This window comes from Caballeronia sp. SL2Y3, from assembly GCF_022879575.1.
Taxonomy (GTDB): domain Bacteria; phylum Pseudomonadota; class Gammaproteobacteria; order Burkholderiales; family Burkholderiaceae; genus Caballeronia.
Genome location: NZ_CP084262.1, coordinates 558,299 through 577,586, shown reverse-complemented (window position 1 = coordinate 577,586; position 19,288 = coordinate 558,299). Strand labels below are relative to the sequence as shown.

The 19,288-nt window shown below is 63.5% G+C and carries 16 protein-coding genes; 12 read left to right on the top strand and 4 right to left on the bottom strand.

All coding sequences use genetic code 11. The features are described from left to right. The first annotated feature begins 218 nt into the window (after positions 1–218). The 5 genes from LDZ26_RS21520 to LDZ26_RS21500 all read left to right on the top strand — a co-directional run bounded on the left by LDZ26_RS21520 (position 219) and on the right by LDZ26_RS21500 (position 6,773). Entirely contained in the window at positions 219–866 is a 648-nt protein-coding gene (locus LDZ26_RS21520) for a hypothetical protein (protein ID WP_244850671.1), read from the top strand. Between the two features lie 205 nt (positions 867–1,071). Then, on the top strand, positions 1,072–1,767 hold the full coding sequence (locus tag LDZ26_RS21515; protein WP_244850670.1) for an ABC transporter ATP-binding protein: 696 nt from the start codon (positions 1,072–1,074) through the stop codon (positions 1,765–1,767). Then, positions 1,764–4,325: an FtsX-like permease family protein gene (locus LDZ26_RS21510; protein WP_244850669.1), complete on the top strand. Its 2,562-nt coding sequence runs from the start codon at positions 1,764–1,766 to the stop codon at positions 4,323–4,325. Before LDZ26_RS21515 ends, LDZ26_RS21510 begins: the two co-directional genes overlap by 4 nt. Next, positions 4,325–5,437, top strand: coding sequence for a lipocalin-like domain-containing protein (locus LDZ26_RS21505; protein ID WP_370650740.1), 1,113 nt, complete (start codon positions 4,325–4,327; stop codon positions 5,435–5,437). Before LDZ26_RS21510 ends, LDZ26_RS21505 begins: the two co-directional genes overlap by 1 nt. Before the next feature lie 121 nt (positions 5,438–5,558). Beyond that, on the top strand, positions 5,559–6,773 hold the full coding sequence (locus LDZ26_RS21500; protein WP_244850668.1) for a YeeE/YedE family protein: 1,215 nt from the start codon (positions 5,559–5,561) through the stop codon (positions 6,771–6,773). Between the two features lie 4 nt (positions 6,774–6,777). Here LDZ26_RS21500 and bluB read toward each other — a convergent pair whose 3' ends face one another. Beyond that, a complete protein-coding gene (gene bluB, locus LDZ26_RS21495) occupies positions 6,778–7,425 on the bottom strand; it encodes a 5,6-dimethylbenzimidazole synthase (RefSeq protein ID WP_244851121.1) in 648 nt (215 codons plus the stop codon). Positions 7,426–7,648: 223 nt separating this feature from the next. Between bluB and LDZ26_RS21490 the strand changes: the two genes are divergently transcribed. Both LDZ26_RS21490 and LDZ26_RS21485 read left to right on the top strand, forming a co-directional pair. Further along, the gene (locus LDZ26_RS21490; RefSeq protein ID WP_244850667.1) at positions 7,649–8,830 is read left to right on the top strand and encodes a hypothetical protein; all 1,182 of its coding nucleotides are present in this window, start codon (positions 7,649–7,651) and stop codon (positions 8,828–8,830) included. 39 nt (positions 8,831–8,869) lie between these two features. After that, complete coding sequence (locus LDZ26_RS21485; protein WP_244850666.1) at positions 8,870–9,889, top strand: polysaccharide deacetylase family protein; 1,020 nt, start codon at positions 8,870–8,872, stop codon at positions 9,887–9,889. 18 nt (positions 9,890–9,907) lie between these two features. Here the strand turns inward: LDZ26_RS21485 and LDZ26_RS21480 are convergent, their stop codons facing one another. After that, entirely contained in the window at positions 9,908–11,035 is a 1,128-nt protein-coding gene (locus tag LDZ26_RS21480; RefSeq protein WP_244850665.1) for a glycosyltransferase, read from the bottom strand. Positions 11,036–11,430: 395 nt separating this feature from the next. After that, on the bottom strand, positions 11,431–11,997 hold the full coding sequence (locus LDZ26_RS21475) for a serine O-acetyltransferase (protein ID WP_244850664.1): 567 nt from the start codon (positions 11,995–11,997) through the stop codon (positions 11,431–11,433). Between the two features lie 141 nt (positions 11,998–12,138). Here LDZ26_RS21475 and LDZ26_RS21470 point away from each other — a divergent pair, with 141 nt between their 5' ends. Together LDZ26_RS21470 and LDZ26_RS21465 are read left to right on the top strand one after the other, a co-directional pair. Continuing rightward, the gene (locus tag LDZ26_RS21470; protein WP_244850663.1) at positions 12,139–13,140 is read left to right on the top strand and encodes a right-handed parallel beta-helix repeat-containing protein; all 1,002 of its coding nucleotides are present in this window, start codon (positions 12,139–12,141) and stop codon (positions 13,138–13,140) included. A gap of 105 nt (positions 13,141–13,245) precedes the next feature. Then, positions 13,246–14,313 carry an EpsG family protein gene (locus LDZ26_RS21465; protein WP_244850662.1) on the top strand — a complete coding sequence of 356 codons (1,068 nt, stop codon included), beginning with the start codon at positions 13,246–13,248 and terminating at the stop codon, positions 14,311–14,313. A 63-nt stretch (positions 14,314–14,376) separates the two neighbouring features. Here the strand turns inward: LDZ26_RS21465 and LDZ26_RS21460 are convergent, their stop codons facing one another. Next, a complete protein-coding gene (locus tag LDZ26_RS21460; RefSeq protein ID WP_244850661.1) occupies positions 14,377–15,492 on the bottom strand; it encodes a GNAT family N-acetyltransferase in 1,116 nt (371 codons plus the stop codon). A gap of 325 nt (positions 15,493–15,817) precedes the next feature. Between LDZ26_RS21460 and LDZ26_RS21455 the strand changes: the two genes are divergently transcribed. The 3 genes from LDZ26_RS21455 to LDZ26_RS21445 all read left to right on the top strand — a co-directional run bounded on the left by LDZ26_RS21455 (position 15,818) and on the right by LDZ26_RS21445 (position 19,193). Then, positions 15,818–17,068, top strand: coding sequence for a GNAT family N-acetyltransferase (locus LDZ26_RS21455; RefSeq protein WP_244850660.1), 1,251 nt, complete (start codon positions 15,818–15,820; stop codon positions 17,066–17,068). A 592-nt stretch (positions 17,069–17,660) separates the two neighbouring features. Continuing rightward, the gene (locus LDZ26_RS21450) at positions 17,661–18,764 is read left to right on the top strand and encodes a hypothetical protein (RefSeq protein ID WP_244850659.1); all 1,104 of its coding nucleotides are present in this window, start codon (positions 17,661–17,663) and stop codon (positions 18,762–18,764) included. A 132-nt stretch (positions 18,765–18,896) separates the two neighbouring features. Then, a complete protein-coding gene (locus LDZ26_RS21445; RefSeq protein ID WP_244850658.1) occupies positions 18,897–19,193 on the top strand; it encodes a hypothetical protein in 297 nt (98 codons plus the stop codon). Positions 19,194–19,288: the final 95 nt, after the last annotated feature.

The window sequence follows — 19,288 nt, the reverse complement described above, 5'->3', positions numbered from 1 at the left end:
AGCAGGGGGTCGAAAAGGGCAGCAATCGATATTCCGGCATGCGGGCGCCACGATGGCCCGAGTGCATTGCATGCTGAATGAAGGCCGGCTCCTAAGCATTTGTTAAGGAACCGTTCCCGAAAATGCCGGTTGGCCCGCCCGCGGGCGCCCCACAAAACAACCTGCGAGGTGGCCGCCATGCCGCATTCCTTTGCCCTTCGACCGAGCCTGCATGCGTGATGCAAGGCGTCTGCACTTCTTTCCCGCTGAAACTCGCCGATGACGCCGTCTGGCGTTATCACGACCTCGCCAAATCGCGTGCCGTCGACCGGCCGCCCGCGAGCGGCGAGTTATGCCTCTGGCTCGTCACGAGCGAATTCCGCTTTGCGTCGGCGTCGAATGTCGGAAGCTGGCTGAGTGTCGCGGAGCGCAGGCGCGCGCGGCTGCATCCGCATTCGGCCATCGGGCGGCGTTTCGGCGTGGCGCGCGCGACACTGCGGCTCGTCGTCTCGCAGATGTTCGACTGCCGTCCGCAAGAAGTCCAGGTCGAGGACGGCCCTGACGAGCGCATCATCGCCACCGACCCGCGCGGCGAACGCAGCGTTCACGTCGATGTCGCGTATTCGGGCATCTGGATCGTGATCGCGGTGGGCGCGGCAAGCGTCGGAGTGGGCCTTACGGCGGATGCGCTCGCGGATGCGGCGCGTATCGCGAAGACGCGCGCCGAACGCAGCGAAAGCGGCGCGGATGCATCGTGGCACGGAGTCGTGCTGCCAATGCCGGGCGAGATACGCGGCGTCGTGGCGGTCGGCGGCGCGGTGGCGGACGTGCAGGCGTTCGGCTGGGAGAAGCCGGCCGAAGCCGCTGCGGTGAGGTCGGGGCGCTAAGGGCGCGGTCGGCGCTCCGCTCAGATCGTTCGCATTCCGAATGAATGCGTCGGCCTTTGAAGGATGTCATCCTAACGAACCTGCCGTGCAACATCCCAAGCGCCGCCAAACATCAGGCGAATGCGAAACGCGAACGGGCTTTCACATCGGATGAAACACCTTAGGCATAATACTCGTCACCCGAGGATACTGAGCGCGCTTGCCTATGACACGCCCCGCACTGGAATGCCGCCGCCTTCACAAAACCTATGGTCCCGGCAGAACCATTCTTGCAGGGCTGGACTTCACGCTCGGCGCAAGCGAATTCATCGCGATCATGGGCGACTCGGGCGTGGGGAAATCCACGCTGCTCAATCTGATCGCGGGCCTCGACGCCCCTGACAGCGGCGAGATTCTGATCGACGGCGTGCCCATCTCCGCGATGAGCGACGAAGCCGCCACCAAGACGCGGCGCGAGAAGCTCGGCTTCGTGTTTCAGGCGTTCCACGTGCTGCCGCATCTGACGCTGGTGCAGAACGTCGCGGTGCCGCTGCTTCTGAACGGCCTGCCCACGACACCCGCCCACGGCATGCTCGCCGCCGTCGGACTTTTCAATCGTCAGAACGATCTGCCGCGCCAGCTTTCCGGCGGAGAACTTCAGCGCGTCGCCATCGCGCGGGCGCTCGTGCATCGCCCGCGGCTGATACTCGCCGACGAACCGACCGGCAATCTCGATCCGCAAACCGCCCACGAAATCCTCGGCCTCTTCCACGCCGAAACCAAAGCGACCGGTGCGGCCGCGATCATGGTCACGCATTCGGAAGCCGCCGCCGCGTTCGCGGACCGCGTGCTGATCCTCGCCGACGGCACGCTGCACGAAGCCGCGTCGCTGGCGGCGTTCAACGAGTCGCGCGCGCGATGATGGCGCGCGCCGCCGGTCATCGCATGCTCGCGCGCTGGCTGCTGGGCGCGCAATGGCGCAGTCATCGCGGGCGGGCGCTCGTCGCCGTGCTGACGATCGCGCTCGGCGTCGGGCTGGGTTACGCGGTGCAACTCATCAACAGCGCGGCCTTCAACGAGTTCTCCGCCGCCGCGCGCAGCCTGTCGGGGCAGGCGGACTTGCAGGTGCGCGGCGCGCAGCAGTTCATCGACGAGCGCCTTTATCCGATGCTCGCCATGCGCCGGGGCGTCGTCGTGGCGAGCCCCGTGCTCGAACTCGACGTCGCGGTGCCGAAGCAGACCACGCCGCTCAAGGTGCTCGGCATCGACGTGTTTCGCGCGAGGCGCATCGCGCCCGATCTGACCGGCGTGCCGTCGCCGCAGACGCCGCTCGACGTCTTGTCGGACGACGCCATCTTTCTCTCGACCGCCGCGCAGCAATGGCTGAACACGCGCGTCGGCGCGGATGTCGAATTGCAGAACGCCACCTCGCCGGTGCGCTTGCGGGTGGCGGGCGGCATCGTGCGGGCTTTGCCAGGCCAGCGTATCGGCGTGATGGATATCGCCGCCGTGCAGTCGCGTTTCGGCGTGCAGGGACGGCTTTCGCGCGTGGATATTCAACTCGCGCGCGGCGTCGACCGGGAAGCGTTTCGCCGCGCGTTGCAGGACGAACTCGGCCCGCGCTTCGTCGTCGCGGAGACGCGCGACACCGAAAGCCGCACGGACAGGCTGTCGCGCGCTTACCGCATCAACATGAACGTGCTCGCGCTCGTTGCGCTCTTCACCGGAGCGTTCCTCGTCTTCTCGACGCAGGCGGCGGGCGTCGTGCGACGCCGCGCGCAATTCGCGATGCTGCGCGTGCTCGGCATGACGCGCGGCCAGCTCGTGCGGCAGATCATGACCGAAGGCGCGCTGCTCGGCGTGGCGGGCGCGCTGTTGGGCATCGCGCTCGGCTTTGCGGTGGCCGGACTCGCGCTGCGCTTTTTCGGCAGCGATCTCGGCGGCGGCTACTTCCCGGGCGTGCAGCCGCGCGTGCATTTCGAGCCGGTCTCGACCGCGATCTTTCTCGCGCTCGGCTTGAGCGTCGCGCTCGCGGGCACGTTCGTTCCGGCGCTGGAAGCGGTCCGTGCGCGCCCCGCGCCGGCATTGAAAGCGGGCAGCGAGGAAGCCGCGCTCTCGCCGCTTTCGACGCCGTGGCCCGCGCTGCTGTGCCTCGTCGCGGGCGCGGCGCTCACGCAGGCGCCGCCCATCGACGATGCGCCTATCGCGGGCTATCTCGCCGTCGCGCTTCTGCTGGTGGGCGGCATCGCGCTGATGCCGCGGCTCACGGCGATGGTCTTCGGCGCGTCGAGCGCGGCTTACGCGTGGCTGCGCCGCAACCATAGCCGCAGCGCGGTGGGCACGCTCGCGCTCGCGCGGCTCGCGAACGCGCCGGGCCAGGCGTCGATCGCCATGGGCGGCGTGCTGTCGAGCTTCACGCTGATCGTCGCGATGGCGATCATGGTGGCGAGCTTCCGGATATCGGTCGTGGACTGGCTGGAGCATCTGCTTTCCGCCGATGTCTATGCGCGGCTCGCATCCACCGGCGATACGGGCGGCCTCACGCCGCAGCAGCAGGCGCAGATCGCGGCCACCGGCGGCGTCGCGCGGGCAGCGTTCTCGCGCTCGTCGCAGGTGACGCTCGATGCCTCGAAACCGCCGGTCGCCGTGATCGCCCGCGAGATCAACGGCGCGGACCCCGGCGCGATGCTGCAAATGACCGGCGCGACGCTGCCGCCCGAAGCCTGGCGCGCCGACGAAACCCCGGTGTGGGCGTCCGAGGCGATGGCCGATCTGTACGGCTATCGCACCGGCCAGCGCGTCACGCTGCCGCTCGGCGGCGCGGACGAACATTTCGTCGTGGCGGGCATCTGGCGCGACTACGTGCGGCAGACGGGCGCGCTGCAATTCCGGCTCGCGGACTATCGGCGGCTGACGGGCGACATGGGCGCAACCGAAGTGGCCATCACGCTGCGTCCGGGCGTGCGGGCAGGGCAGGTCATCGCGGCGCTGCAAAGCCTGCCGTTCGGCGACGCGCTGGAGTTCTCGCAGCCCGGCGACATCCGCTCGCGCACGCTGACCATCTTCGACCGCAGCTTCGCGGTGACGTATCTCCTGGAAGCGGTGGCGATCGTCATCGGCTTGTTCGGCGTCGCGGCGACGTTCTCGGTTCAGACGCTCGCGCGCTCGCGCGAATTCGGCATGCTGCGCCATGTCGGCGTGACGCGAAAGCAGATCCTCGCGCTGCTCGCATCCGAAGGCGGCCTGCTGACGCTGCTCGGCATTGCCATGGGCTGCGTGCTCGGCTTCGCCATCAGTCTGATCCTCGTTTTCGTGGTCAATCCGCAATCGTTCCACTGGACCATGTCGCTGCATGTGCCGTGGACGATGCTCGTCGTCATCGGCGTGGTGATGCTCGTGTCTTCCTGCACGACGGCAGTGCTGGCAGGGCGGCGCGCCGTATCGGTCGATGCGGTGCGCGCCGTCCGGGAGGACTGGTGATGCGCGGCTTCAGCTTCTTCATCGCGATGCTCGTGGCGCTGGCCGCGTTCTCTTCGACGAGCGCGCTCGCCGCCGATGCGCCGTTCGCGGCGGTGGTGCCGGGCCGGGCGATCGGCTGGCCGCAGGACAGCGGCGCGCATCCCGCGTATCGCACGGAGTGGTGGTATGCGACCGGCTGGCTGCAAACGCCGGACAAGAAGCCGCTCGGCTTCCAGATCACGTTCTTTCGCTCGAATACGGGAAAGGGCGGCGGCGGCGCGTTCGATCCGTCGCAGGTCATCGTCGCGCACGCCGCGCTCTCGGATCCGGCGTTCGGGCGGCTCGTGCACGATCAGGACATCGCGCGGCAGGGCTTCGGGCTCGCGTATGCGGCGAACGGCAACACCGACGTCAAGCTCGACGCATGGCGCATGGTCCGCGAAGCGGATGGCCGCTACACCGTGAGCGCGGATGCCGCCGGCTTCGCGCTGCATCTCACGTTCACGCCGACGCAGCCGCCGATGATTCAGGGCGAGGGCGGTTATTCGCGCAAGGGGCCGTCGCCGGAAGAAGCGAGCTATTACTACAGCGAACCGCAGTTGCAGGTGACGGGAAGCGTCACGCGGCCCTCGGCGAAAGGCCGAGGCGATACGGTCGATGTCACCGGCAGCGCGTGGCTGGATCACGAGTGGTCGAGCACCTTGCTGCCCGCCGACGCCGCCGGCTGGGACTGGCTCGGCGCGAATCTCGACGACGGTTCCGCGCTGATGGCGTTCAAGGTCCGCAGCCGCGATGGCCGCGCGGTCTGGGCGCACGCCGCGCTGCGCGACCGCGATGGCCGCGCGACGCAGTTCGGTCCCGGCGATGTCGAGTTCACGCCGGAACGGCAGTGGCGCTCGCCGCGCACGAACACGCGCTATCCGGTCGCGATGACCGTGCGCGTCGGCGCGATGCGCTGGCGTCTCGCGCCGCTCATCGACGATCAGGAACTCGACTCGCGCGAATCGACCGGCGCGGTGTACTGGGAAGGCGCCGTGACGGTGAAGGGCCAGGGCCAGGCAGAAGGCAAGGGCGGACGCGGCTATCTCGAACTCACGGGCTACGGCAAGGAGGCCGAAGCAGGGAAGCGGTGAAGAAGCGGCGACGAAGCGGTGAAGGAGCGGTGACTGGGCGGCGACTAAGCGGCCGCCAGCAAGAACCCCGAAATGGGCCGACAATATAGGGGTTTACGCAAATTCACCGCCCCGACTCATCATGTCCGACCTAGCCAGCCCTCTTCGCCGCCGCACCGAGATCAACCCCAAGCCGTTGACCGTCGCCGGCCTTCTTCTACTCGCCGGTGTGCTCTATCTCGCGCAGGCTGCGGGCGCGCGCCAGGCCGCGTTGTATGTGGTCGGCGCGCTGCTCGGCGTCGCGCTCTATCACGCCGCGTTCGGCTTCACTTCCGCGTGGCGCGTTTTCATTGCCGATGGCCGTGGCGCCGGTCTGCGCGCGCAAATGCTCATGCTGGCCGTGGGCGTCGCGTTGTTCTTTCCCGCGCTGTCCGCCGGGTCGCTATTCGGCATGCCCGTGACCGGGCTGGTGTCGCCTGCGGGAACGTCGGTGATCGTCGGCGCGTTCATGTTCGGCATCGGCATGCAACTGGGCGGCGGCTGCGCATCCGGCACGCTCTATACGGTCGGCGGCGGCAGCACGCGCATGATCGTGACGCTTGCCGCGTTCATCGTCGGATCGGTGATCGCGACCGCGCATATGCCGTTCTGGACCGCGCTGCCTTCGTTGCAGCCCATCTCGCTCGTGAAGTCGCTGGGCCTCGCGCCCGCGCTCGCCGTCAACTGGATCGTGTTCGCGCTGATCGCCGCGTTGACGGTCGTCATCGAGAAGCGCCGGCACGGCAAGCTCGTCGCCGCGCACGTGCAGCCCGCGCACACGTCGCCGTGGCTGCATGGTCCGTGGCCGCTTCTGGCCGGCGCGCTGGCGCTTGCGGTGCTCAACTTCGCGACGCTCGCGCTGTCGGGCCGGCCGTGGGGCGTCACGTCCGCGTTCGCGTTGTGGGGCGCGAAGGCGGCGTCCGCCATCGGCTTCGACGTCGCGAGCTGGCCCTACTGGATGAGCAAGCCGAACGCCGCGACGCTCGCCGCGCCGGTCTCGCACGATGTCACGTCCGTGATGGATATCGGCATCGTGCTCGGCGCGATGCTCGCCGCCGCGCTCGCGGGCCGCTACGCGCCGGTCTGGCGCGTGCCGATGCGCTCGCTGATCGCAGCCATCGTCGGCGGTCTGCTGCTCGGCTACGGCGCGCGTCTCGCCTACGGATGCAATATCGGCGCGTACTTCAGCGGCATCGTATCGGGCAGTCTGCACGGCTGGCTGTGGCTCGTGGCGGCGTTCTTCGGCAACGTGCTGGGCACGCGTCTGCGCCCGCTCTTCGGGCTGGAAGTCGAACGCGTCAGGCCGACCGCCTGTTAAGAACTCAGCGCGCCGGCCACCGGTTCTCGAAGACGCATTCTTCGTGCGGCCGGCGCGTGGCCCAGCCCTCGGTTTCCAGCATCGGCGCGTCATAGAACCGCTCGACGTGTCCGACGCAGAGAATCGCCACGGGCCGCGCGCCCGCAGGCATCGCCAGCACGTTCGCGATTTCCTGCGGGTCGAAAAGCGACACCCATCCCATGCCGATGCCTTCGGCGCGCGCCGCCAGCCACATGTTCTGAATGGCGCAGGCCACGGACGCCAGGTCCATCTCGGGCAGCGTCCGGCGGCCGAACACATGGCGCTCGCGGCCGTCCATCAGCGCCATGACGAGCACCTCCGCGCACTCGCGCATGCCTTCCACCTTCAGCTTCATGAACGCATCGCGCCGCTCGCCGAGCGCATCGGCGGTGAGCAGACGCTCGCGCTCGACCGCCGCATGGAGCTGCGCGCGAACGTCCTTGCATGTGATCCGGACGATGCGCCAGGGCTGCATGAAGCCGACGCTCGGCGCATGCAACGCGGCGTCGATGAGCCGCTGCATCACGGCCGGCGCGACGGGATCGCTCACGAAATGGCGCATGTCGCGGCGCTCCTCAATGGCGCGATACACGGCGTTGCGTTCGGATTCGCTGAAGGTCTGGTTATCCATGATCTCGAAGAAATTGCGGTAGCGCCACTCTATCCGCATCGCGGGATGCCGGACAGCCGACCTTCGCTCAGTACGCCTTGCATTTGCATAACGGTGCGGTAGCCCACCTTCGCGGCGAGGAAAATCAGCGAACATGCGCGAGGCTGTCCGGAACAGTCGCCTGACCGATATCAGTCTTCCGCCGAGCTGCGGGGCTGGGTCGACACATCGTCTGGAGATCGCCATGTTCAACGAACCCGTCTTGCGCCGCGGTGTACGCTGGATGCTGCTCGTCGTGATGTATTACGTGGTCGCGGCGGCATCGTACAACGGTTATTTCACGAAGTGGCAATTCCGCGATCAGACGCCGGAATTTGCGTTGCCCGCCATGCTCGACGGCACGATCGATCGTCCCTTCGTCTATCGACAGTTGTTGCCGATGCTGGCGAACGGCGTCGAACGCGCGATGTCCGAGAAGCTGAAGACCAAAGTCGACGCGCTTCTGATGGACGACAACCGGACGCATCATCCGATCACGTGGTTCTACCCGAGCGCCGTCGATGCGCGTAATCCGCAATACGCGCTGCGCTATTACCTGATCTTCGGCATGTCGTTCACCGCGCTCTTTCTCGCGATGTTCGCGATGCGCGCGGTCTGCATGACTTTGCAGGCGGATCGAACCGCGAGCACGCTCGCCCCGATGGCGCTGGCCGCGATATTCCCGCTCATATTGACCGACGGCGCCTATTTCTACGACTTCCCCGAACTGCTTTTCATGATGCTCGCGGTATGGCTTGCGGCAACCGGCCGGGCGTTATGGCTGATTCCACTCACTGCCATCGCGACGTTGAACAAGGAATCGTTTCTCTTCTTCTCGCTCACGTTATTTCCGTTCCTGCATGCGCGATTTTCTTTACGCCGCGCCGTGATAGTGCAGGCGGTGTTGCTCGCCATCGCGGCGGCGGTCAATCTCGCAATCAAGTTGAAATTTGCGGGAAATAGCGGCGACGTCGCGCAGTTTCACCTATTTCATAATCTCGACTTTCTGATTCACCCGTTGAGCTACCTGCGCTTCGAATACAACTATGGCGTCGTGATGTCGAAGGGTTTCAACGTCATCAACATCGTGATTGCCGTTGTTCTGCTGCGCTCGGGCTGGAGCAAGCTGCCGCTCGTATTGCGGCGTCATGTATGGATTGCGCTCGCCGTGAACGTGCCGCTTTTCATCACGTTCGGATTCCACGATGAATTGCGCAATCTGAGCATGCTGATCGTGGGCCTTCTGATGATCCTGTGCGTGAACATTGCCCTCGTGTTGGCGTACGAGCGCGCGGGCGCGGCCGCCGACGCGCGCAGCGATGTGCCCGAGACGCCCGCCGCGACGCCATTGCGCGACCGAAACGCTCTGGCGCGCTCCGCCCGTTGATCCGCCGTAGCCGTCCGTTTTCTGTCGGGAGACCGATTCATGCCATTCGATCACGGCGTCTTCACCGTTTCTCTCGACTTCGAGCTGCTATGGGGCGTGCGCGAAACGCGCACCATCGAAAGCTACGGAGAGAATTTGCGCGGCGTGCGGCGCGCCATTCCGGAGATGCTGCGCGTGTTCGGCGCGAGCGGCATTCACGCGACCTGGGCGACGGTAGGCTTCCTGTTTCATCGCGATGTCGCGGAACTCAAGGCCAGTCTGCCGGATGCGCGGCCCCGCTATACGCGCCCCGGCATATCGCCCTATGAGTACATCGAAGCCGCCCGCGAACTAGATCCGCTCTATCACTTCGCGCCGGAACTGATCGAACGCATTGCGCGCCAGCCGGGACAGGCCATCGGCACGCATACTTACTCGCATTACTATTGCCTGGAAGAAGGGCAGGGCGTGCGCGAATTCGAAGCCGATCTTGCGCGTGCCGTCGAAGTGGCGCGACGCGCGGGCGTGTACGTGCGAAGCATCGTGTTTCCGCGCAACCAGTGCAACGACGCGTACCTCGCTTCGCTTACCCGCTTCGGGGTGCTGTGCTATCGCGGCACGCAAGAGGGGCACGCCTATGCGGCGTCCGACAAGGCGGGACAGAGCCGGCTCATGCGAGCGACGCGCCTGCTCGATGCATACATCGACCTCTCAGGCCACAACACGTATGCGCTCGACGACTGCCATCGCGCGATGCCGTTCAACTTTCCGGCGAGCAGTTTCCTGAGGCCGTACAAGCGCAAAACGGCGTGGCTCGACGGTCTTCGCCTGAAGCGAATCACCGACGCGATGACCTACGCGGCCATCAACAAGCGGCTCTATCATCTGTGGTGGCATCCGCACAACTTCGGGCGCGACACGGCGCAGAACATCGCGTTCCTGGAGCGCATCGCGGACCACTACGCGCATCTGCGTGACAAGTACGGATTCGTGTCGATGAACATGGAAGAGCTGTGCGCGCTCGCCGCCCATCATCGGACGGACGAGCCGGAGCACAGCACGTCCGAAGCGGCGACCTGAGCCGCCGCTTCGCTTCCGTCAGCGCCGCGTCTCCTGCGACGTGGCCGGCGTGATCGACGAATGGCCGACCAGAAAGCGCGGTGTCCTGAAGTGCACGATGCACGCGTAGAACCACACATAAACGCTCACGAACACGAGGTCGGTGGCGAACAGCACGACCGGCTCGTTCCAGAACAGCGACGCCGGCACCACGCCCACCGAGCACAGCACCCACAGATAGGGCGACGTGCGTGCGTTGCGGCGTCCGCGCTGGCGCGCATCGCGATAATCGGCGCCCCTGAGCGCGATGCGCCGGTACACGAGCGTATGCAGATGCACGCCGTCCGGCTGGCTGACCGGCCGGCCACGCACCAGCTTGCGCCGATAGATCGAGAAGACGGTTTCGAAAAGCGGATAGATCGCGACCACGGCGGCGTACCACGCTGAAACCGCCGGGTGGCGGGCGATCAGGAGTACGAGCAGTTCCGCCATCACGAAGCCGATGAAATAGGCGCCGCCATCGCCGAGAAAGATCGCGGCGCCCGGATAGTTCCAGACGGCGAAGCCGAGGATGGTGCCGATCATCGTCAGTGCAACGCTCATGATGAGCCAGTCGCCCACTTGGTGCGCGACAAAGCCTATCGAGCCGAAGATGAGAATGGACGACACCGAAGCGAGTCCGTTCATGCCGTCGATCAGGTTGATCGCATTCGTGAGCCCCGACACCGTGAGCACGGTGAGCGCGATGGCGAGCGGCATCAGCGCGAGACCGCGATCGACGATCGGCAGATCCACGCGCCCGATCACGGCATTCAACGCATACACGCCGCCGATCGCGCCGGCCATCGCCGCGAGCAGCCTTGCGCGCGGGCTCACGCGCTTGGTCAGATCCTCCACGCAGCCCGCCATGAAGGGAATCGCCGCGCATCCGAGCAGCAAGAGAGACTCGCCGCGCGGATTCGCGCCGAATAGCCCGCCCATCACAAACGTGATACCCGTTCCTCCGATGATTGCGATGCCGCCGACACGCGGAACCGGAAAGGCATGGTTTTTCTGCACTCCTGTGAGGTCGTTGTCGAGCCATTTCGATCCCGCATGGCTCGTGTATTTCACGATCAGAAGAGTCAGACAAAACGAAGTGAAGCAGCCGAGGGCAAGGTTCAGCATTGTCGTTTACTCATTTTGTCAACAGTGCGGACGATTCGGTTCAGAACATGTTGCACCTGCGTAAGACGGCCTCGGATCGATACGGCACGGCCATGCGTTTAAGCAGATGCAACAGACCCGCTTCGGCTGAAAAAGGAACACCGATAAATAAGGGCTCCGAAGTCCCGTTTATAGAAAGCCTTTATTATGATTAATCCGGGAAATCCCGCGCATACGCGGACGTTTGGAGTCCGAATATCATCGCGCGGACAGCCGTTTCGGTAACTATGTTTTTCGTTGACGAAATGTTGGGTAGACCGCGTATTGATCCAAAATTGGCGGGCCGCAAAAGCCTTCGTTTGTGCTTTAGCGACCTTGCCGACATATCTCATGTCGCCGTCATGACACCCGAACGATCATGCGATGTCTTTGGCGACCCAGCGGCGCACGATATAACGGCCTTCCCGCCTGCGTGCGAGGTCGTCGCTGACCACCCGGGCAGGCACGCCCGCGACGGTGACGTTGGAAGGCACATTCGACGTCACGACACTGCCCGCGCCGATGGTCACCGAATTGCCAATCAATACGTTTTCGACGATGCACACGTTCGGCCCGATATATACGTTGTCCCCAATGGTCGCGGCTTGTCCGTGATTCGATCCGATGGTGACGCCTTGCGACAGATTGCAATTGGCGCCGATCACCGCTGTTTCATTCACGACGATGGTGCCGAAATGGCCAATGTAGAGTCCCGGTCCGATACGCGTTCCGGCCGGAATGATGATGCCGAATTGACGTTGCTTGCGGCGCAATATGATTCTAAGGAGTACACCGGACAATCCGCGGGAATACCCCGATGCGAGACGAAACCACACGGAGTAATTGAATCCTTCGGAAGAAACGAACTTGCGAATGAACACGCCGGCACTGAGCGATCCGGCGTAACGGAAGAGATCGCTTCTGATAAGGTCGATGGGCTTCATTGCTTGATTCGTCGTGTGAGTTGAAGAGCGGAGATGGCGGCCGTTGCCGCGTAGCCTAACGGCGTCGAGCGGGCGAATAAGTGTGAGAACTCACATTTCGTTCGACTTATTCAATCTGCAGCGCGCTTGCGCCTGAATGGTATGCACAGAAGACTCGCGATACGGCTGATTGCTTCGGGCGTTCTCTTCAACGGCATCGCGGCGCGGCCCGCGTGGGCCGACGATACGGTCGATGCCGCCACCTTTGGCGTGAAAGGCGACGGCACGACGAACGATCGCGTCGCGCTTCAAAAGGCCATCGACGCTTCCGTCGGCAAGACGCTCGTGATCGGCGGCCGCTGCCGCATCGACGCGGCCGGCATCGAACTCAGAAGCGGATCGCGCGTGCGCTTTCGGCCCGGCGCATCCATCAAGCTGCTGCGGCACGATACGCCGTTCTATCAGATCGTCCGCATCTGGGACGTGAACGACGTGGTGCTGGAAGGCGCCATGCTCGACGGCAGCAAGGAACTGAATGCCGCGCCCGCCAAGCGCCACGAAGAGGGCTACGGCATGGGCATCTCGGTAGCGGGCAGCGCCAATGTGACGATTCGCTCCGCGACGACCATCGGCTGCTGGGGCGACGGCGTGTACATCGCGAACAGTTACCGGCCGAGCGCCACCGCGCCGGATGGCATTCGTCTCGTCGATCACCGCGCGGTGGGCTGCCGGCGACAAGGCGTCTCGATCATCAGTGGCCGCAATATCACCATCGAGCGCGGCGTATGGGAAGACATCGGCGGCACGGCTCCTTCTGCGGGACTCGATATCGAACCGAATTCGAATCGCGACGTGCTCGAAAACATCCGCGTCGTCGATCCCGTCACGCGCCGCTGCAAGATCGGCATTCTCGTTTTTCTCGCGCAATTGCCTGGACCGCGCGCGAAGAATGTCGATATTCGAATCACCGGGCATCGCGACGAGAAATCGGCCGATAACGCGTTCAGTGTTTCAGGACTCGATACGAAAGGCTGGATCGTGAAGGGCCGCGTGGAAAGTCGCGCGCCCACATGGGTGAATTCCCGGCTTGCGTCGGTCGAGAACGTGGACTACGACAAGCGCGGTCCCGCTGTCGTCGTAACGGACCTGCGGCTCGTGAGGTAGTGCCATCCGCGCGTTGTGTGACAACGTACAGACTCGATGCGTGCGCCGCCGCACGCTCGCGTTAGGCCGATATTCCTTGAGAATCCTTAGATGAAAGCACGGGCAATGCGATTGAACGACGCGCAGGCGTCTCGCACGGGGCATCGCGCGCCGAACTTCTTCGCGACGCCGAGCGGCTGGGCTTATATCGCCATTGCACTGGTCATCCTGTATCTGATGGCGACGAGTCCGCGCGAAGTGTCCACGCTGCTCGACCAGGACAACTACCTCGAATACTTTCGCCGCACGACGTGGGACTGGTTCGTCAGTTCCTATCATCAACGGACGTCGACGCTTGCTTTCGTCATCAGCACGGTCACGGAGGAATTCGGCTGGCGGGCATGGGTGGTCGGGCTGAATGCGCTGGGCTTGTCGCCCGACACGGGCGTGCGCGTCACCGTGGTGCTGCTCAACACGCTGATCTTCATTGCGCTGCTGGAAACGCGCAGGCCGCTCATCGGACTCTGCCTGTGGGCCGTGGTGCCGATGGCGCTCGCCACGGTCGGCACATTCCAGATTCGTCAGGGCATGGGCTTTTCCATCGCCATGCTGCTCTCGCTGCGTTATCAGCGGCCTCTGACGGGATGGGCGCTCGCGAGCTTCGTCCATACGACATTCGCCGTCCCTGCGCTGCTGCTCGTGGCGATTCGCGCTTGCGGCGACCGCCGGCGGCTTTCGTTCGTTTGCGCGGGCGTCACGGCACTCGTGCTCGTATCGTCAGCGGGCTTTCTGTTCCGCAACTTCGGCGGCCGGCGCATCGACGAATATGCGAACTATCAAAACGACTTCACGATGAAGCTCGTGGTGTTGCTCGTCGTCTATATGACAGCATCCATCGTCATGCTGTACTCGGAATGGAAGAACAGGCCGAAGACGCAGCCCACGGTCTGGACGGAGCTCGCCACCATGCATATCGTGCTGGTGTTTTATCTGGTGCTCGCGTTCGCGCTGTTCCCCTTCGGTAAAGGGCGCGTGTGGTATTGCGTGCAGTTGCTTTTGCCCTTCATCGTGGCGCAGATTCGCTTTCGCAACGCATTCTCGATCTGGTGGATCGTGGGCGTATTGCTGGTGCTGTCCGCCGAGATCATCAAGAGTTCTTTCGAGGGCGTCTACGCGTATTTCATCGGAAGCTAGACAGCGAGCGATTCGTCATCGACGCGATAGGCGAGTCGAGGACGAACGCTCGAAGGCTTCAGATCAGGTCTTTTCCGCCGGCATCTTGCGCAGACGTTTGGCGCCTGTCTTGGTCGCGGTCTTTTCGCCGCGCAGGACGGTCCGCAGTGCGCCGAAGTCCGCGCGCACTTTCTCGATTTCATAGCGCGTGACGAGACGGCCGCCGAAGCCCGACAGGAAGTCGAGGATGCTGGCGGTGGAAATGCCGTCCAGATCGAACAGGAGCTTGCGCTCGCGGGCCACGCGCGCCGCTTCCCAGATCAGCAGGCTGATGGCGCCGCCGTGCGCTTCCGGAAGACGCGAGGAAAGCAGGTAATAGAGCGCGCGGTCGTCCCACACGAGAGCGGTCTCGGCCACGAGCTTGCCGCTCTGATCGAACGCGCCCAGCAACGTGCCCGACTTGCGCTGAAGCACTTCGGCAAGCAGTCGCCGCATGATCTGCGAGCCGTAGACGTTGTTGCGCTTGCGCACGGCGAGATTCTCGTCGTAGAAGCGCGTGAAGGCGTCCGGGCTGTCGATCTCGCGAATGGTGAGCTGCTCGCTCGCGCGCCGCACCCAGTTGCGGGTATTGCGGCGCAGGCCGGACCATGCCTCTTCTTCCGTGCGTTCGGCGGGCATTTCCATCGTATAGCCGATCGACACGTCGTAGCCGTGAATCATGAAGGCAAAGGCTTCGGCTTCCGACATGCGCGTGTCCATCAATTGATGGAAATGCGCGACCGGCGGGAGCTTCGCAATGAGTTGCCTCGTAATGTCCAGGCGATAGCACCATTCGCGATCGGGCGTGCCCGATTTCTGCGGCTTGATGATGGGGCCGAGCGTGCGGGTCATCGGCGGCAGGGCGGAGATGCGCCAAATGCCTTTGCGTTCGAGCGTGTACGGCATTTCGCCGATGACTTCATCGCCCTGTTTGACTTCGGCGATGCCCCACTTGCCGTCGCTCGTGATATCGAGCCACCACGGCTGATGAAAGATCGACCGTTCGAACGCACCTTGCGGCCGTGCGTTTTCATTCGCGCTCGTGACGATCTCTTTCGCTTTAGCCTTGGGTTTGTTGGGTTTCGACTTCGGTTTGGCTTTGACTTGTTCGGTATTCGTCGTATCGGGTAGAGCACTGACGGAAAAGCATTCGTTATCCATTGTCCCTCGCAACTCGGTTCATGATAGCCATGGGGCTAATTTCGGGCCTTTCGGCAGTATCAGGATCAGGCGCTGTGCGCGTTCGTCGACAACTTTCCGATGCCTCGCGTGACAGGATGGAAAGCGTGCGCCGAGATCGGATTAAAGAGGCAATGCATAGTTTTGGGCGATGTCAAGTGAATTCGTCTGGCGACGAATTACAGTGTTTTACCGCAGGGTATTGAGCATTCGCGTGAACCACTGTACGGCATCGCACGTTGCGCCCCTTGCTCGGCGATGCAAGATTTCAGGCGCAGGACAGTCGAGGGTCCAGGCTCGCGTACTTTTGTCCACCCCGTCGATCCCTGTTCCACGGGCGATCCTAAACCAAGCAAGGGTCTTAGGCACATTCATGATTGCACCAGCACCGCAAATCGAGATCATCAAATCACCCGAAGTATTCAAGGCACTCGAACCCGAGTGGCAGACGCTCTGGAGGCGCGCCAACGGGCGTCATCACGAATCGTTCCCTGTTGCGTGGCTCAGTTGGGAGTGCGTGGCAAAACCGCTCGGGCGCGCGCTGCGGCTCATCTCGGTTCGTAGCGAAGGTCGTCTCATCGCCGTATGGCCGCTCGTTCGCTCGCGCAATCGGCTCTGGACCATACTGCGTCCGTTGAGCCCGGAATCCGCCGACTATACGACCCTGCTCGCCGATCCGGACCATGCGTCGCCCGCACTGACCGAAGCAGTCTGGCGCGCGGCGCAGGCGCAGTGCCCGTCGGACATCATCCTGCTTCCGTATCTCGACAAGGACGGCGATCTTTATCGGATGGCGCGCGCCCACGAGGGCATGATGGTCGCGAACGAGCATCCCTATGCGATTGCGCGACTCTCTCGTGAAAAGGACTGGGAGAGCTTCGCGGCGCCGCTCGGCACGTTATCCGGGAAGAAGCCCGGCGCGTTGCTCAGGCGTCTGGAGCGGCAAGGCAAGGTCGAGATCCGCATTCTCGGCCCCGGCGACGCCGATGAAAACGCCCGCATGGTCGACTGGATGCTTGCCTGCAAGCGCAACTGGGCCGAGCGCGTCGACAAGAAGGGCGCATGGCTCTATTCCCCGCTGTTCCGCAATTATCTGGTGAGCATCCTCAATTACCCGGCCGGGCCCGACTCGGAGCCGAGCGCGCGGATGATGGTGCTCATGCTCGACGGCGCGCCCATCGCGGCCAACATGATCGGGATGGGCACCGACAGCATTCTCGGCGCGATGGGCGGCTTCGACCGCCAGCACAGCAAGCTCGCGCCCGGCGCCATTACCACCGAAGCGTGGGTGCGCTGGGCGCTCGAACACCGGCTGGACTTCGACCTCGGCGTCGGGTCCGAAGCATTCAAGCCCTACTGGAGCAAAGGCAATCTCTCGGTCGCCGTGAGTATTCAGATCGCCCAGTCTCCTTGGGGACGCGTTGCATTCGCGATGCAGGACGGCATGGCAAAACTCGCCGCGATTCGCGCCGGAATGCGTCGGCCGAATACGGATGTCACATCCGGAAAAACCCGCAGCGAACCGGTAGAAACCCGCACAAGCAAATCCGCTAAATAATCTGATTGAAAACCGCCGGCTGGAATATCGAGCAATCAAAGACGCAGCCGGCGCATTAATTCAGAAGAATTTCCGCAGCAAGAATTTCACTTTTCTTCAGACGTGAAAACCGTCGTCCTTTTGCGACGGCGGATTAATTTCGCCGCTCGTGCGAAATTAATATCAATCATCAGAAGTAATTCCCCGTGTTTTGCCGAATCCCCCGCCAGGCGTGCGATTGAGGCGTGCGCTCGTCCTCGACATTTTGACCTGTCCCCGCTACTTCGTTACAGCTCGTTACGAAACAGTATTAATGGTCATACAAGGTTATGTATCATACGTGCCCGGTATCGGTATTAGATACCATGTTCCGCGAGCGTTATGAAGTAAGTTTGACCGTTATATCGACAGTGGCTTGCTTTGGGCAATCAAGAGCCCCGGCTGAACCGCCCGGCAAATGTCGCCCGATTTATCGGTCTTCGACGAACGTTCTTTTCCTAGTCGCCTATCAATAACGTCAAGCACAATGTCTTTTTCAAAAAAAACCTTTAATTCCTTCCTCGAACACTCCGCCTCCCAAACCGAAAACCGTATTTTCACGCGACGCAAGTTCGTGACCGCGCTTGTCATGGGCGCCGGCACGGCGGCATTGGCCGCGTGCGGCGGCGGAAGCGCCGACGACCTCGCCGCCACCGACAAACGCTGGCACCGCAGGTCGACCGCTTCCGACACGTCGGCGGCATCGACTACGAGCGTCGCATCGTCGACGCAAGCAACCGCGAGCACCTCCACCTCGGGCTCCGTCGTCGACGCGAGTTCCTTCGGCGTGAAGGCCGACGGCGTGACCAACGACCGCGTCGCGCTGCAAAAGGCCATCGACGGCTCGGTGGGCAAGGTTCTGCTGATCTCGGGCAAGGTGCGCATCGATGCGGCCGGCCTCGATCTGCGCTCGAATTCGCACCTGCGCTTCGCAAGCGGCGCGTCGATCAAGCTGCTCGCGCACAACACGGCGAGCTACCAGATGCTGCGCGTGTTCGACGTCGATAATGTTCAGATCGAAAACGCCACGCTCGACGGCAGCAAGGAGCTGAATTCGGCCGCGAACGATCCGAGCGAGGGCGGCCAGGGCATGGGCATTTCGATTGCCGGCGGAACCAACGTGACGATTAGCTCGCCGACGACCATCAACTGCTGGGGCGACGGCATCTACATCGGCAACTCGTATCGCACGGTCACGAAGGCGAGCAACGCGGTCATGATCACCAAGCACGTGGCCACGGGTTGCCGCCGTCAGGGCGCGACGATCACGAGCGGCAGCAACATCACGTTCGACTCGCCGACGTGGTCGACCATCGGCGGCACGATGCCTTCGGCCGGCCTCGACATCGAGCCGAACAACAACAACGCGGTGCTGCAGAACATCAAGATCATCAGCCCGACGACGAACAGCTGCCACTACGGCATTCTCGTGTACCTGGGCGCGTTCCCCGGACCGGTGGCGAAGGTCGTGTCGATCGACATCACGAACCACCGCGACAACGCTTCGAACCACGTGGCGTACGCCGTTGGCGGCTTGCAACTGAACGGCCGCTCGGTCACGGGCCACATCAGCAGCGACAACCCGGTGTACATGCATTCGGCGCTCGGCTTCAGCAAGACGGACTGGGATAACGCCGGTCCGTCGGTCGAAGTGACGAACATGACCTACACGCGCTAAGCGGCAGCGGTTCGTTGCGGTGGGCAGAAGAGCCGTGTTTTTGCCGCGGCTCTTCTGTTTGTCGGCTGTCTCTGATTTCCACTCAGCGCCGAAGCACTAAACTTCCAGTGAAATTTGCCGAAAACTTAAGGCATGGATGGTGCTCTAAAGGGTGGCCCGATTGCGGTTTACCCGGGCACCGAATCATCTGGAGAGTGCATGGATTTCGCCACTACTGTCGGCACGATCGCGTTTTTCGCTGTCGTCGCTCTGGCCTTGCTGGCGCTGGCCGAGGTGCTGCTGCCGTCGCGGCGGCGCAGTCGCCGGAAATCGGATAACGCGGATGCGTCGTCCGGATTGTTCGGCGGCATGCGTTCGCGGTTCCATAAGTCCGGGCCGCTGAAGCCGAACGAAGCCGCTCAATCGTCGCGCTCGGGCCGCTCCGACTAAAAGCGTGCAGTTTTTTCAAGGTCGGCCGGTCGTCGCGTTCAACGCCGCCCTAAACTTCAATCGTCAGTCTGTCGTGTCGCGGGCAACAGCCTGAG

Bases quoted from the DNA above. Each gene is read 5' to 3' on its own strand.
- LDZ26_RS21520 (WP_244850671.1), top strand. From the start codon at position 219: ATGCAAGGCGTCTGCACTTCTTTCCCGCTGAAACTCGCCGATGACGCC.
- LDZ26_RS21515 (WP_244850670.1), top strand. From the start codon at position 1,072: ATGACACGCCCCGCACTGGAATGCCGCCGCCTTCACAAAACCTATGGT.
- LDZ26_RS21510 (WP_244850669.1), top strand. From the start codon at position 1,764: ATGATGGCGCGCGCCGCCGGTCATCGCATGCTCGCGCGCTGGCTGCTG.
- LDZ26_RS21505 (WP_370650740.1), top strand. From the start codon at position 4,325: ATGCGCGGCTTCAGCTTCTTCATCGCGATGCTCGTGGCGCTGGCCGCG.
- LDZ26_RS21500 (WP_244850668.1), top strand. From the start codon at position 5,559: ATGTCCGACCTAGCCAGCCCTCTTCGCCGCCGCACCGAGATCAACCCC.
- bluB (WP_244851121.1), bottom strand. From the start codon at position 7,425: ATGGATAACCAGACCTTCAGCGAATCCGAACGCAACGCCGTGTATCGC.
- LDZ26_RS21490 (WP_244850667.1), top strand. From the start codon at position 7,649: ATGTTCAACGAACCCGTCTTGCGCCGCGGTGTACGCTGGATGCTGCTC.
- LDZ26_RS21485 (WP_244850666.1), top strand. From the start codon at position 8,870: ATGCCATTCGATCACGGCGTCTTCACCGTTTCTCTCGACTTCGAGCTG.
- LDZ26_RS21480 (WP_244850665.1), bottom strand. From the start codon at position 11,035: ATGCTGAACCTTGCCCTCGGCTGCTTCACTTCGTTTTGTCTGACTCTT.
- LDZ26_RS21475 (WP_244850664.1), bottom strand. From the start codon at position 11,997: ATGAAGCCCATCGACCTTATCAGAAGCGATCTCTTCCGTTACGCCGGA.
- LDZ26_RS21470 (WP_244850663.1), top strand. From the start codon at position 12,139: ATGCACAGAAGACTCGCGATACGGCTGATTGCTTCGGGCGTTCTCTTC.
- LDZ26_RS21465 (WP_244850662.1), top strand. From the start codon at position 13,246: ATGCGATTGAACGACGCGCAGGCGTCTCGCACGGGGCATCGCGCGCCG.
- LDZ26_RS21460 (WP_244850661.1), bottom strand. From the start codon at position 15,492: ATGGATAACGAATGCTTTTCCGTCAGTGCTCTACCCGATACGACGAAT.
- LDZ26_RS21445 (WP_244850658.1), top strand. From the start codon at position 18,897: ATGGATGGTGCTCTAAAGGGTGGCCCGATTGCGGTTTACCCGGGCACC.